This is a genomic window from Deinococcus misasensis DSM 22328 (genome assembly GCF_000745915.1).
GTDB classification, from domain to species: Bacteria; Deinococcota; Deinococci; order Deinococcales; family Deinococcaceae; genus Deinococcus_C; species Deinococcus_C misasensis.
Genome location: NZ_JQKG01000052.1, coordinates 1 through 10,038, shown reverse-complemented (window position 1 = coordinate 10,038; position 10,038 = coordinate 1). Strand labels below are relative to the sequence as shown.

Sequence of the window (10,038 nt, the reverse complement as noted above, 5' to 3'; positions counted from 1 at the left end):
ACAACGAGGAAAAACACACAGCATGCCCAAAACATCCAGCCCAACAACGAAAACCGCAAAACGCTCCAGCAATGTGCCCCCCATTCTTGTTGAAGTGGTGATGCACCGCTGGAAAGACCCTGTGACAGGGAAATTTGTGAAAAGCCCATACCCAAATGTCAGCACCAGTCTCAAGCGACACAAAGGGGAAACGGTTGAAGAGCAGTACCTTGATGGGGATCTGGTCAAGGTGTTCATCAGACACCGTGAAAACCAGTACGGCTACCAGATTCCCTCTTCCGCTCGGGTGGTCTACCCTGCAGCCCGAGAAGCCGTGAAAAAAGGTGAGCTGACTCTGGAGGCCCTGAAGGAACTGGAGAAAGACATTGCAGATGGAATTCTGGAGAAAGAAAAGGAAATGGCCATCAAGGGCATGGAACGAGACCTGATGAAAGGTGGCCACCTGAGCGACAAAGCAAAACGCGGAGCCGAAACGCGGAAACGCAATGCTGAACGCAAAGCCAAAGAAGCTGCAGCACCCTCCAGACCTGTGCAGAACAAACCCCGACCGAAGGTGAAACGTGCCAAGAAACGATGATGGACCTGTCACAATCGGGAAACTCATAGAAAGCCTGATGGATTACCCCTTGGAAGCCCCTGTGGTGTTCGATTTGGGGCACTTTGAGGATTACCAGGATGTGGCTGTCCCTGTTCCATGGGTGGAAGTCAAACCCTGTTCTGACCTCTCTGGTGACTCTGGAGATTGTGGTTACGTCCGGGTGGTGCAGGGTGCTGGTGGCCAGAGGGTGGTGCTGCTCACATGGAGGAAAAACTGAGTGAAAAAGGAAGGTATGAAACCACTCGGCTCAAATTCAAAGCCTGTTAAAAACGATTCTGCGAGGTGGCAAAAATGACCGCTGGAACAACAAACAAGCAAAACGCATTCCCCGTCTCCAGTACTGCGCGTGTGGTGGCTGGGAAAGTCTTCCGCAAGAAAAATCCCAAGACCCCTCAGAAGATGTCAGACCATGAAATCCTGACCATCTTGCTTGGGAACCCCAAAGCTGCCACTGCAGTTCTTCAGGATGTGGACTCGATCAACAACCTGAAAGCTCTGGCTGAAAGAGGAGGGGCCCAGACACTCATGCACCTTCCCGGATTTGGTGAAGCTGCAGCTGTCAGGCTTGAAGCTTTCTTTGAAGGGGCCTTGCGGATGTTCACCCCGAAGAAAGACTGATCCACATCTTTCACCAATGCCACCCGCAACTGCAATGCGGGTTTTTTGCTTTCTGAAATGACGCTGAGTGCGCTTTGCTACCGCAAAACAGACTCGCGTTTCAGCGTGGAAACTTACAATCCACCCCCTCACTCTGGATTCATGGCACTGAAAAAGCTCCCATTGGATGAGCCGGGCAATCACCTGACACCAGGCCTGCACAAAATCAAGGTTAAATGCACTCCAGAGATGGAACCGGTGGCCAAAAAATTGGCTGCATCTCTCACCGTCTGGAACATTGCCATTGCTGCAGCAGAAGCCCTGGCCCCTTTGCAGGGCATGAAGGTGAAATTCCCCCGCACCAACTTTGTGGACCCCAAAACAGGGAAAGACAAAGTTGGCGGCTCTTACCGGCCCCGCAAAGGCTATGACGAAAAAAGCAAGACTTTCTGGTTCTGGATGGCGGTGATTTGATGCCTGCAGCCCTCATGTGGGTTTTGACCATCATTGGCACGCTGTTCTTCTCTGGTGGTGTTCCTGGCATCCAGAAACTGCTGACCCCTCAACAGGTCGGAGTGTACCGGGATGTGCCAGAGGGAACGGCTGGAAGTTCACCAGACGACAAACCCAGCTTCTCTGAAGTGGTCAAAGACACCGTGAACACCCCCAGCAGTGTCTGGGGCATTGCAGCCATTGGCTTTGTCGGTGTGTTCCTGATCGCTCAACTTCGTGCAGGTGCACATGAAGCAGGTACTGCAGCGGTGGCCACCTACAACGAAGCGAAAGCCACCACAAGAAAGCTGTCCAAACCCAACACCAAAAACCAGAGTCGGTTTGCCACTGGTGAGGGTGACTGATGGACCTGGAACGGTTCAAGCAGATCACTGCCGGGGTGCAAGCTCCTGCAGCTGCTCCTGTTGTGGCCACTCCTGCACCTTCCCCAGAGCCAACCCCTGCACCCACTCCCAAAGATCCAGAGCCCATCAAAACGCTGGATCCTCTCTCAATTGCAGTTCTCTCCAAACAAAGAGCTGCATCCAACATTGCTTCTGGTCCTGATGCACCCCTTCCCTCTCGTCCTGTGCGTGCATCTGAAGAAGCTCTGGATCCTGACCCGGATCCGGAGCCCAAGGATAACCGGCGCTCTGTCCTGATTGCAGCAGGTGGAGTGCTTATGGTTGGGGCCCTCACTTTCGTCTTCATGCGTGGAGGTGCACGACCTGCAGGTGTGCCTGTCAGTGTGCCCGTGCAACCTCCAGCCCCCACCCACATCCCACGCCCAGCCCCGAGTATCCCAGCAGGGTACACGGTCTTTTAAGGAGTGCCCTCCATGACCCAAGCCACAGAAACCGATCCCAACCTGCAGGACACCCTGGAGCAGGAACACCTGCCCTCACTGGATGACATCGATGACGATGACATCCCAGAGGATGAGGCACCCGAAGAAAAGCCCTCCAGAAGCAAGAAAACACCTGTAGAACCCATGTCTGATGGGGAAGTCATGCAAATGATGGCCGGCCTGACCTCCATGGGACTGCCTTTTGAAGTGGCCATGCAGTATCAGCAGGACTTCATGACCAACGGCATGCTGAACTTCATCATCCCGTACCTGAAACCCGGCGAAGCTCTGGCCCATTACGGCATCGGAAAAAACAGCCTTGGAGGTGGAGGAATCCCCCCCATGATGGCCCTGATCGGCTCCATTGCCCTGGTCGGGTACGTCACAGTCCAGATGAGGAAACAGTATGCCGAAAATCCCCCCCGAGCAACAGAAAAAACTGCTGATCATCACTCTGGCACTGATGGCAGTCAGCATTACGCCAGTGGTTTTGCAACGAACTTCGCAAGCAATCAGGGCTGAAAGGGCGAAAAAAACCATGTCAAATAAAGTTGTTTTCCCTCTCCCAAACATCAAAAAAATCGGCGGAAAGATCGCTGTAGATACAGTGTTCCTTGCACGATCGGGCACAGATTGCTATGTCAAAGACAAGCGGATGGGCATCCACACCGGATGGGATTTGAACGGTCCTGCAGGGAAAGGCCCTGATGGGGATCTGGGAGATCCCATTGTGAGCGTCGCAGACGGCATTGTTGAGTTTGCAACGCAAAACAAAGGCTTCAGTCCCTCATGGGGCCGGCTGATCATCATCAGACATCCCCAGTTGGGAGTGTGGACCCGCTACGCCCACATGTCTGCAGTACTGGTGAAAACCGGTGAGGAAGTCAAAGCCGGTCAGCGGATCGGAACGGTCGGCAAAGGATGGGCAGAGCAATGGCCTGCACACCTGCACTTTGATGTCATCAAGCGTCAATTGCCTGTGAGCACCTACTGGAACGGCATTGGAGGCGAAGCAGGAGTGAAACCCTACTTCATGAACCCTCTGGATTTCTTCATGCAAAACGGATGGAAGCGTGAAGACTTTACATCCGTCAATGGAGCGTGTCCACTGTGAGTCACCTGCAACTGATCCTGCTCGGGGCCTTGGCCGCTTATGGCGTGCACTGCCTTCTGAACCCCCCTGTGATCGTGGTGTACCGTCCAGAGATCGATGTGCACCTGGAGCCCTCTGAAGATCCAGAGGAGCAGCAGTAAATGGCCGGTCTGCAGTCTCCTTGCTTCATGGCTCTGGGTCAACAGGGATCCGGGAAGTCCAGTTACCTCAGGGAGGTGGCCACCCATTACAAAGAGGTGATCCAGCCCCCTTTCTTCGTGGTGATCAACACGACGCCAGAGTTCAAAGAGTTCTGCAGTCACCATGAACGGTTTGACCTGGAGCGCTTAGAGAAAGGTTACACCGCTGCCCAGTTTGAGAAGCTGATCCGGATCCGCAAAAGCGTGCACTTCGAGATTCCAGACTACGGAAAAGACATGATTCCTGTTTTGGACGCCCTTTTCAGAGCATTGATGAATCTCGGGGTGTTCGATGCAGACGGGTGCACCTGCTTTGTGCTCATTGACGAGTGCCATGTGTTCCTTGCAAAAGATGTGTTTTCCAGACAGTCAAAACTCTATTGCACTGAATCCCGGAAGTTTGGACTTCACACCGCTCTGGCCACCCAGCAACTGGCCAGTTCATCCCAGTACACCATCCACAAAATGGCCCTGAACATGGTCAATGTGTGGGCCATCTTCCCCACAACCGAAGTCAACAACAGGAAACGGGTGGAAGAAACCCTGCAGGGCACCATTCCCAATCCTGCTTTTCTGGCCATGCCCGATCCAGAGAAGGGATGGGGCCCTGAATACCTGATTTTCGACAAGTTACACAACAAACGCGGCAAAGTTACGCGCCTCCCTGATGGCTCTCGCATCTTCCAAGAAATCGACAACTACGGCAACGCAGCCTAAAAGGAGAAAACATGTTCAACATTGAAGGCAAGCAGCTTCTTTCCAAGCCAGATGGCAACATTCTGGGTCTGCTCACGGACCCCCGTCTTGTCTCTACCGCTGTGGGTGCTGTGACGGGTGCTGTGGCTGAGAAAGCCATTTTCAGTTCACAGCGTGCAGCATTCGGGGTGGCTGTCCCGACCGCTGACGGAGTGAAGTACAAGAAGGTCGATCAGAACGGTGCTGTCACCAATCAGGACCATCCTCAGGCTCAACAAAACAGGGCCCTGCTGCATGCCGGTATGGTGATCGGCTCCATTGCAGCCATCGAGTACATTCCCAATCTTCCCGGACCTCTGCAGTACATCTTTTTCGGTGTTGCAGTGGTGAGCGGTGCCCATCTCGCCCAGAGCCTCTTTCCCAGCCTCAAGTAAGGAGCTAAACCATGCGTAAAGTCATTTCCAGCAGCAGCCCCAGCAGCATCATCACCAAGACCGCCAATGCAGCCAACATCCGCACCAAGATTGTGAAAGTCGTGGTGCCCAAAGGTGCAACCTACCTGCTGGCCAATGCAACCCCTGTTCGTGGACAGCTCATGCGTGGGGTGCACATCATTCTGGACCTGCGTGACAGCGCCAACAACAAAGTCAGCGGATCCACCATCGTCAGCGTGGCTGTGAAGTCCCAAGCTGCAGAGTTCGAAAAGTTCCTGCGCAGTTGGCCCTACACCATCTGGCGTGACCTGTCCACCAGTGAACAGCGCAACGAGGATTACATCGGGACTCTGGTTTCGCAGACTGACCTGAACATGGACGGCATTGCCCTGCTGGAAGGCCATGAGCTGCAGATCCATGCAGAAGGCCCTGATGTGATCGACTGGACCAAATCCACCTTTGAAATTGCCTTCGAGGAGATGAACTGATGAATGCTGCCCTCGCTGCTGCACTGGCTTCCCTACCCTTCCAGATTTTGGGGCAGGAGAGAAGCTTGACCCTCACCGTTTCGGATTTTGTGGGCACCGGCGCACAGATCCAGAATCGCATGAGTCCCATTGCCTACTACGATGTGCCCATTGGGCATTTGGTGGCCCTCAAAGGCGGAACCCCTTTTAGAAGTTACATCAAAGGGGAATACGTGGCCACCATTGCCCCTGCAGTTGGAGTCACCCACACCGTGGACTTGGACGCTGCAGGCTACCGGTTTGCCCGATCTGCACGTCCTGCGCCCACCTTGCCTGCCAACAATCATCCGGACATCTTGGCCTACATCAGTGACGATGCTGGAGCCACCTGGACGCTGACCAATGTGACTGCCATCAACGTGGACACACAGGAAATCACCGTCACCAAAACTGCAAGCACCAACCGTGTCAAGATTTATTACTTGCTTTCTGACGGGGAAATCGAGATCCGTGCTGCACGTCCTGTGGGCTCCAATGGAGTCAGTGCCCTGCTGTACAACAACAGCTTCAGGGGTCTGCACGAAGTCAACCAGACCAACATCCGCAGTGCTCCCAAATTTGGCACTGCAGACCGTTACAGCCTGTCTGAGAACTTCCGCCTCACCATCGAAGCCAACACCAACGCAGTCATCCCATGGGTGCCTGAAGCCCGTCACGAAATCGTGATTGGGGCGTTCGACCTGCCGGTGAAAGTCACCGATCCCCAGAGGTTGGCTGTGCAGGTTGAAGCCATGCTGCGTCAAAGTTTTTAAGGAGGCCCCATGGACCCACTGACTTTGATCCTCGGAGGTGGTTTAAGCATCCTGAGCAACGTGCTCGGAGCTCCCACCGCACAGGCCAACGCTGATGCAGCAAAAGCCCAAGCGGAAGCCGCCAAAAAGCAAGCCGACACCGCCATCCTGCTGGAACAGCAAAAAGCCAAAAACCTGCAGACCATGATGACCTATGGCCTGATCGGGTTGGGTGTGCTCGGGGCCGGCCTGATTGCCTTCCAGCTTCTGAAGGACTGACGGCTGATGAAGCCTCGCAAGGTGATGGGGGTGGCCCTGCTGGTGGCCACCCTCGGAGGGCTGGCCTACTTCGCCCGGAGTTACAAACCATCCATCATCAAAACCGACAAGCAAATGATCCAAGACCGACTGGACAAAGTGAACCGAGGAGAAATCAAACGGTCTGACTTCGCCAACAGCATCATCTCTCAGCTGATCGGAGGAAAAACATGAAAATCAGCGTTCTGACAGCCATACTGATCGGCTCTGGATTGGGAATCGGAGGGGTGTTTTTGGTGCAGAGCCTGCAGCAGCGCAAAACTCCAGCTCCAACCCCTGCGCCTGCTGGATCGGGTTCTGCACCCATTTTCTACCCTGGTGGATCCAGCACCCCTCCTGTGTCTGGTGGATCCAGTGCGGGTTCTGCAGCACCGGTGACCACTGCCCCTGCTGGATCTGGATCCAACGGGTACAGCGTTTTGGGACCGAATGGCCCCACAACCAAAGCTGATGTGACTCCAGCCCCAGCCCCATTAATCCGCCCTGTTTTGATTGATCAAGATTCATGGCCGATTGGTGGCCGTTGGCCCATTTGGAGCCCGTTCTTCCCAACCCCCCTGCCCAAAGATCCCACCATTGCTGCCCTTTAAGGAGAGACCATGTCTGAATTTGGCGTAAAAATCCCCCTACCCTTCCCCACAGTGGATGAAATTGTTTCCGGATCTGGGAACTCTGGTACGGGAATGTCTGTCACCACGAACACCGCAACCGGCACCGGTTCCGACTTCAAATACACCAGTCCCACCCCAGGCACCGGCCAATGGCAAAACTGGATGAACGACCTCGCCAACAAAGGCAACACCAGCCCAGCTTTGGGTGTGTCCTCTGGAGTCGTGGAAAACTTCATGGGTGGCCTGTTCGGAGGCTCCAAGCCTTCCACCCCTACACCTTCTACCGGATCCGGAGTGGCGCCGGTGGCCCGTCCTGCAGCTGAAACCCCCATCATGCCCATTGTGGTAGGTGGTGTGCTGGTGTTGGGTCTCGGTCTGGTTGGTTTTGCGGTCTTTGGCAACAAGAAAGGCAAGAAGTAACCATGGATCCCAGAAAACAGATCCAGATGGGCTTTTATCAGGGTCTGGGTCAGGCCGGGGCGTATGCCCTGCTTGGCCTTGCCTCTGGGCTCCTGCTCATGGCCATCCTGCCGAAACCCAAACCCTGCCCTGGTGGATGCTCTGGTTGCGGAGGCGGTCAGGGTCAAAAGGACGTGAAGTGAGATGGAACAAATGACCCCTGAAAACCTCAAAGAAATCAGCTCCTACGCCATCCTCGCATGGATCCTTGTGAGATCAGAGCTGAACCGCGCCACCATTGCGCAGAAAAACACCCAGGTCATCGAGCAGGCTCTGGATGTCATCGGGCGTGCCATGACGGTGCTGGAACGCATTGAGACCCGACTGGACAAAAGGGAGGCCCTGTAATGGGAATGCAATGGGGTATTCCCACCATCCCCACTGAGCTCATGGCCATGCTGCCCCAGCTGCCCGGAATGGTCCGGGAACTGCAGTGTCAACTACCAGGGGTGCTGCAGGAACTGAAAAGTCTGGTCCAAAGTGGCCGGCGCACTGCAGCAGTGTTGGAACAGGAATTTGGGGTGGTTGGTCCACAGGAGAATCCCAAGTTTGCTGCCCGGTCTCTGGCTGCCCTGCCTTTGATTGAGGAGGGCATGACTACCACGGTGGATGTGGTGCTGAATCTGGAGCAGCTGTCACAAGGGCGTTATCCGAGTCGTGGTTTTTATGCCAACATCGGAGACAACCCATTTGGGGTGGTTTTGGTGGGCACCGATGGCCGGCCCAGCAAGGCACACACCTTGCTTCCAGGTACCACAATCAACATCACTTGTTACCTGAAAGAAATCATCATCAAGCCCATTGAGGCTCAGGAAGCCAAGTATCAGGTGATTGCGCAGTGAAAGTGAGGGGTCATGCTGGAATTTAAAGCTAAGCTCTATACGGCTGGCCCCTGGAACTGTGTAGAGGATGTGCGGTGCATTGGTCCCCTCACACTGTCCAGCGTGGGGGATGGATCGTACCATGCCCTTTACGGTGCCCTCTGGCGACTCACATGGGACCGCAAACGGGGTCTGATCCTGCAACAAAAGCAGGGTTCTGCTTTTGTTGAGGTGTTGCCCGATCAGCCGTTTCCAGAGCTGCCCACACTGGCCCGTAAAATTGGGCTTGCGTTTGATCAGGCTGCCCGTCCGGTGCTGTCCTACCAAATTGATGAATCCATTTATATCAGGCAGTGGAACCCCGCAACGGCTGCCTATGAATACCAGACGTTCACCGGTGTTGACCCGGTGATTTTGATGGATGTTGCAGTGCATCAGCGCTCGGAAGACAGTGACGTGATGTGCTGGTTTTTGTCGCTGGATCGGCTGACCCTGTTTTCTGTCTTACAGCGTGATAGCTACCAGAGCCCCATCCAGAGGGCTGTTTTATCAGAGCCGGCATGGTTGGATCAGGTGGTCGCTATGCCTTATGTGGTGCAGGTGGCATTGCATGACCGTAAAGGGGCTGAACTGCTGTTTTTGAGCCCCCCATACACCGTTTGGTTGTTTGATGGGTTAAGTGCTGCTCCTGTCATTACAGGCGGAGTTTTTGAAACGCTTTTGTTTGCTGTTGTCAGTCAGCACCAGATGGTTGCAAGTGCCAGTGTCAACAGTGGGGTGCTGGAAACGCAGAATTATGTGTTTTTCGGTCAGCATCAGATGGTTGCAAGTGCCAGTGTCAACAGTGGAGTGCTAGACACGGTGTTGATCACCGCTGCCGCACAGCATCAGATGGTTGCAAGTGCCAGTGTCACCGATGGTGTGCTGGATGCGGTGGGGATTTCATATGGTCCTGTTGCGCATGGTATTGCAGCACAGGCAAGCATCACGGGAGGAACATGGACATAAAGCAAAGCATTCATGCGGGGTTGTCAGGACGTGCCCGCTTTGAATTGATTGATGTAAATTCCGGACAGGTGGAGCAAGTTCTGGAACAGCACAACCTGATTCTGGATTCGGGACTGGAGGCATTTGCTGTTTCCGGTGCGCCTGCAAGTGGGGCCGGTGTGTCCGCGTACCCAATGTATGGTGAATGGCGTTCATTTTTCGCAGTGGGAACCGGAAGTACCGCTCCGAGTATGACTCAAACCACACTGACCAATCAGGTGCAAATTGGTAGTGATAACGGTGGTTTTACTTCAGTGAAATTGCAACACCTTTGTTGACATGTAGTTCAGCCACACTGCTGCTCCTCAAATTCCACCGGGGAGCAGAACCCCAGGGACGAATGCAGGCGACGACGGTTATACCAGCCTTCTACCCAAGAAAAGACAGTCCTACACGTCTCTTCTCTGTTGCCAATGGATCGGTGCAAAGCCAACTCTAACTTCAGGGTAGCGAAGAAACTTTCCACCACCGCATTGTCCCAACAATTCCCCTTCCGACTCATGCTGCACGTGGCCTGGAGGCTCTGTAGCGCCTGTTGATAGGCCTCACAGGTGTACTGGACGCCTC

At 54.4% G+C, this 10,038-nt stretch carries 22 protein-coding genes; 21 read left to right on the top strand and 1 reads right to left on the bottom strand.

What is annotated here, in order from left to right; translation table 11 throughout:
- Window positions 1-22: 22 nt before the first annotated feature.
- The 21 genes from Q371_RS20330 to Q371_RS20230 all read left to right on the top strand — a co-directional run bounded on the left by Q371_RS20330 (window position 23) and on the right by Q371_RS20230 (window position 9,749).
- Entirely contained in the window at window positions 23-577 is a 555-nt protein-coding gene (locus Q371_RS20330) for a hypothetical protein (RefSeq protein WP_034344012.1), read from the top strand.
- Window positions 578-614: 37 nt separating this feature from the next.
- Window positions 615-815: a hypothetical protein gene (locus tag Q371_RS20325; protein ID WP_034344011.1), complete on the top strand. Its 201-nt coding sequence runs from the start codon at window positions 615-617 to the stop codon at window positions 813-815.
- A 74-nt stretch (window positions 816-889) separates the two neighbouring features.
- Window positions 890-1,216 carry a JAB domain-containing protein gene (locus Q371_RS20320; protein ID WP_034344009.1) on the top strand — a complete coding sequence of 109 codons (327 nt, stop codon included), beginning with the start codon at window positions 890-892 and terminating at the stop codon, window positions 1,214-1,216.
- Between the two features lie 228 nt (window positions 1,217-1,444).
- Window positions 1,445-1,669, top strand: a complete 225-nt coding sequence (locus tag Q371_RS20315) for a hypothetical protein (RefSeq protein ID WP_157442849.1) — start codon at window positions 1,445-1,447, stop codon at window positions 1,667-1,669.
- Complete coding sequence (locus tag Q371_RS20310) at window positions 1,669-2,052, top strand: hypothetical protein (RefSeq protein WP_034344007.1); 384 nt, start codon at window positions 1,669-1,671, stop codon at window positions 2,050-2,052. The genes Q371_RS20315 and Q371_RS20310 overlap by 1 nt, the downstream gene beginning before the upstream one ends.
- A gap of 473 nt (window positions 2,053-2,525) precedes the next feature.
- Window positions 2,526-3,056, top strand: a complete 531-nt coding sequence (locus tag Q371_RS27300; RefSeq protein ID WP_034344004.1) for a hypothetical protein — start codon at window positions 2,526-2,528, stop codon at window positions 3,054-3,056.
- A gap of 85 nt (window positions 3,057-3,141) precedes the next feature.
- Window positions 3,142-3,648, top strand: a complete 507-nt coding sequence (locus tag Q371_RS26600) for a M23 family metallopeptidase (protein WP_169743893.1) — start codon at window positions 3,142-3,144, stop codon at window positions 3,646-3,648.
- Complete coding sequence (locus Q371_RS27295; RefSeq protein WP_157442848.1) at window positions 3,636-3,788, top strand: hypothetical protein; 153 nt, start codon at window positions 3,636-3,638, stop codon at window positions 3,786-3,788. The genes Q371_RS26600 and Q371_RS27295 overlap by 13 nt, the downstream gene beginning before the upstream one ends.
- Window positions 3,789-4,544: an ATP-binding protein gene (locus Q371_RS20290; protein ID WP_034344001.1), complete on the top strand. Its 756-nt coding sequence runs from the start codon at window positions 3,789-3,791 to the stop codon at window positions 4,542-4,544.
- 11 nt (window positions 4,545-4,555) lie between these two features.
- Window positions 4,556-4,957: a hypothetical protein gene (locus Q371_RS20285; protein WP_034343999.1), complete on the top strand. Its 402-nt coding sequence runs from the start codon at window positions 4,556-4,558 to the stop codon at window positions 4,955-4,957.
- An 11-nt stretch (window positions 4,958-4,968) separates the two neighbouring features.
- Complete coding sequence (locus Q371_RS20280) at window positions 4,969-5,445, top strand: hypothetical protein (protein ID WP_034343998.1); 477 nt, start codon at window positions 4,969-4,971, stop codon at window positions 5,443-5,445.
- Window positions 5,445-6,236 (top strand): hypothetical protein, encoded by a 792-nt coding sequence (locus tag Q371_RS20275; RefSeq protein WP_034343996.1) that lies wholly within the window; start codon window positions 5,445-5,447, stop codon window positions 6,234-6,236. The genes Q371_RS20280 and Q371_RS20275 overlap by 1 nt, the downstream gene beginning before the upstream one ends.
- Before the next feature lie 9 nt (window positions 6,237-6,245).
- Window positions 6,246-6,494, top strand: coding sequence for a hypothetical protein (locus Q371_RS20270; RefSeq protein WP_034343994.1), 249 nt, complete (start codon window positions 6,246-6,248; stop codon window positions 6,492-6,494).
- 6 nt (window positions 6,495-6,500) lie between these two features.
- Window positions 6,501-6,707: a hypothetical protein gene (locus Q371_RS20265; RefSeq protein WP_034343993.1), complete on the top strand. Its 207-nt coding sequence runs from the start codon at window positions 6,501-6,503 to the stop codon at window positions 6,705-6,707.
- Complete coding sequence (locus tag Q371_RS20260) at window positions 6,704-7,123, top strand: hypothetical protein (protein WP_034343992.1); 420 nt, start codon at window positions 6,704-6,706, stop codon at window positions 7,121-7,123. Before Q371_RS20265 ends, Q371_RS20260 begins: the two co-directional genes overlap by 4 nt.
- A 9-nt stretch (window positions 7,124-7,132) precedes the next feature.
- Window positions 7,133-7,564: a hypothetical protein gene (locus tag Q371_RS20255; protein WP_157442847.1), complete on the top strand. Its 432-nt coding sequence runs from the start codon at window positions 7,133-7,135 to the stop codon at window positions 7,562-7,564.
- A gap of 2 nt (window positions 7,565-7,566) precedes the next feature.
- Window positions 7,567-7,746, top strand: coding sequence for a hypothetical protein (locus tag Q371_RS20250; protein ID WP_034343989.1), 180 nt, complete (start codon window positions 7,567-7,569; stop codon window positions 7,744-7,746).
- A 10-nt stretch (window positions 7,747-7,756) separates the two neighbouring features.
- Entirely contained in the window at window positions 7,757-7,951 is a 195-nt protein-coding gene (locus tag Q371_RS20245) for a hypothetical protein (RefSeq protein ID WP_157442846.1), read from the top strand.
- A gap of 5 nt (window positions 7,952-7,956) precedes the next feature.
- The gene (locus tag Q371_RS20240) at window positions 7,957-8,445 is read left to right on the top strand and encodes a hypothetical protein (protein WP_157442845.1); all 489 of its coding nucleotides are present in this window, start codon (window positions 7,957-7,959) and stop codon (window positions 8,443-8,445) included.
- Between the two features lie 213 nt (window positions 8,446-8,658).
- Window positions 8,659-9,432: a hypothetical protein gene (locus Q371_RS20235; protein WP_157442844.1), complete on the top strand. Its 774-nt coding sequence runs from the start codon at window positions 8,659-8,661 to the stop codon at window positions 9,430-9,432.
- Window positions 9,423-9,749: a hypothetical protein gene (locus tag Q371_RS20230; RefSeq protein WP_034343982.1), complete on the top strand. Its 327-nt coding sequence runs from the start codon at window positions 9,423-9,425 to the stop codon at window positions 9,747-9,749. Before Q371_RS20235 ends, Q371_RS20230 begins: the two co-directional genes overlap by 10 nt.
- Window positions 9,750-9,757: 8 nt before the next feature.
- On the opposite strand, the gene Q371_RS20225 is transcribed toward Q371_RS20230, so the two are convergent.
- Window positions 9,758-9,973 (bottom strand): integrase core domain-containing protein, encoded by a 216-nt coding sequence (locus tag Q371_RS20225; protein ID WP_425388044.1) that lies wholly within the window; start codon window positions 9,971-9,973, stop codon window positions 9,758-9,760.
- Between the last annotated feature and the right edge of the window lie 65 nt (window positions 9,974-10,038).

What these genes read in the sequence shown, in the direction of transcription:
- Q371_RS20325 (WP_034344011.1), top strand. Translation starts at nt 615, where the DNA reads ATGGATTACCCCTTGGAAGCCCCTGTGGTGTTCGATTTGGGGCACTTT.
- Q371_RS20225 (WP_425388044.1), bottom strand. Translation starts at nt 9,973, where the DNA reads ATGAGTCGGAAGGGGAATTGTTGGGACAATGCGGTGGTGGAAAGTTTC.
- Q371_RS20285 (WP_034343999.1), top strand. Translation starts at nt 4,556, where the DNA reads ATGTTCAACATTGAAGGCAAGCAGCTTCTTTCCAAGCCAGATGGCAAC.
- Q371_RS20320 (WP_034344009.1), top strand. Translation starts at nt 890, where the DNA reads ATGACCGCTGGAACAACAAACAAGCAAAACGCATTCCCCGTCTCCAGT.
- Q371_RS20275 (WP_034343996.1), top strand. Translation starts at nt 5,445, where the DNA reads ATGAATGCTGCCCTCGCTGCTGCACTGGCTTCCCTACCCTTCCAGATT.
- Q371_RS20310 (WP_034344007.1), top strand. Translation starts at nt 1,669, where the DNA reads ATGCCTGCAGCCCTCATGTGGGTTTTGACCATCATTGGCACGCTGTTC.
- Q371_RS20245 (WP_157442846.1), top strand. Translation starts at nt 7,757, where the DNA reads ATGACCCCTGAAAACCTCAAAGAAATCAGCTCCTACGCCATCCTCGCA.
- Q371_RS20290 (WP_034344001.1), top strand. Translation starts at nt 3,789, where the DNA reads ATGGCCGGTCTGCAGTCTCCTTGCTTCATGGCTCTGGGTCAACAGGGA.
- Q371_RS20265 (WP_034343993.1), top strand. Translation starts at nt 6,501, where the DNA reads ATGAAGCCTCGCAAGGTGATGGGGGTGGCCCTGCTGGTGGCCACCCTC.
- Q371_RS20270 (WP_034343994.1), top strand. Translation starts at nt 6,246, where the DNA reads ATGGACCCACTGACTTTGATCCTCGGAGGTGGTTTAAGCATCCTGAGC.
- Q371_RS20230 (WP_034343982.1), top strand. Translation starts at nt 9,423, where the DNA reads ATGGACATAAAGCAAAGCATTCATGCGGGGTTGTCAGGACGTGCCCGC.
- Q371_RS27300 (WP_034344004.1), top strand. Translation starts at nt 2,526, where the DNA reads ATGACCCAAGCCACAGAAACCGATCCCAACCTGCAGGACACCCTGGAG.
- Q371_RS20255 (WP_157442847.1), top strand. Translation starts at nt 7,133, where the DNA reads ATGTCTGAATTTGGCGTAAAAATCCCCCTACCCTTCCCCACAGTGGAT.
- Q371_RS20240 (WP_157442845.1), top strand. Translation starts at nt 7,957, where the DNA reads ATGCAATGGGGTATTCCCACCATCCCCACTGAGCTCATGGCCATGCTG.
- Q371_RS20330 (WP_034344012.1), top strand. Translation starts at nt 23, where the DNA reads ATGCCCAAAACATCCAGCCCAACAACGAAAACCGCAAAACGCTCCAGC.
- Q371_RS20280 (WP_034343998.1), top strand. Translation starts at nt 4,969, where the DNA reads ATGCGTAAAGTCATTTCCAGCAGCAGCCCCAGCAGCATCATCACCAAG.
- Q371_RS20250 (WP_034343989.1), top strand. Translation starts at nt 7,567, where the DNA reads ATGGATCCCAGAAAACAGATCCAGATGGGCTTTTATCAGGGTCTGGGT.
- Q371_RS20260 (WP_034343992.1), top strand. Translation starts at nt 6,704, where the DNA reads ATGAAAATCAGCGTTCTGACAGCCATACTGATCGGCTCTGGATTGGGA.
- Q371_RS20315 (WP_157442849.1), top strand. Translation starts at nt 1,445, where the DNA reads ATGGAACCGGTGGCCAAAAAATTGGCTGCATCTCTCACCGTCTGGAAC.